This is a genomic window from Bartonella sp. AA2SXKL, assembly GCF_042197205.1.
Lineage (GTDB): Bacteria > Pseudomonadota > Alphaproteobacteria > Rhizobiales > Rhizobiaceae > Bartonella.
This window is the reverse complement of the sequence record NZ_JBHIRN010000166.1, coordinates 1-283: the sequence shown is the minus strand read 5'-3', so window position 1 is coordinate 283 and position 283 is coordinate 1. Positions and strand designations below refer to the sequence as shown.

Genomic DNA, 283 nt, shown 5'->3' with positions numbered 1-283 from the left:
CATTTTGAATATCAATAACAATTAAAGCTTTTTTTTCCATAAACACATTCCTGTAGGAGGTTTACTTTTGTGATACCCTTTAAAAGACTATATTTCGTCTTGAAGTTTTGAGATAATTTGGTGGATGTTGGTATTATAATTATCAAGATAAAAAAAGGGAGTAGATAAGTTTTTACAATTCTTTTTATAGTTTTTTACCAATTGCAACCACCTACCAATGGGCAGAGCACTGTATTCACTCATCGCTACATATTGGTGGAGAGCTTTCATGATTATCAGGCTT

At 31.4% G+C, this 283-nt stretch carries 1 pseudogene; it reads right to left on the bottom strand.

What is annotated here, in order from left to right:
• Positions 1–87: 87 nt before the first annotated feature.
• A pseudogene (locus ACFINS_RS10455) lies at positions 88–283 on the bottom strand (hypothetical protein); the annotation flags it as partial.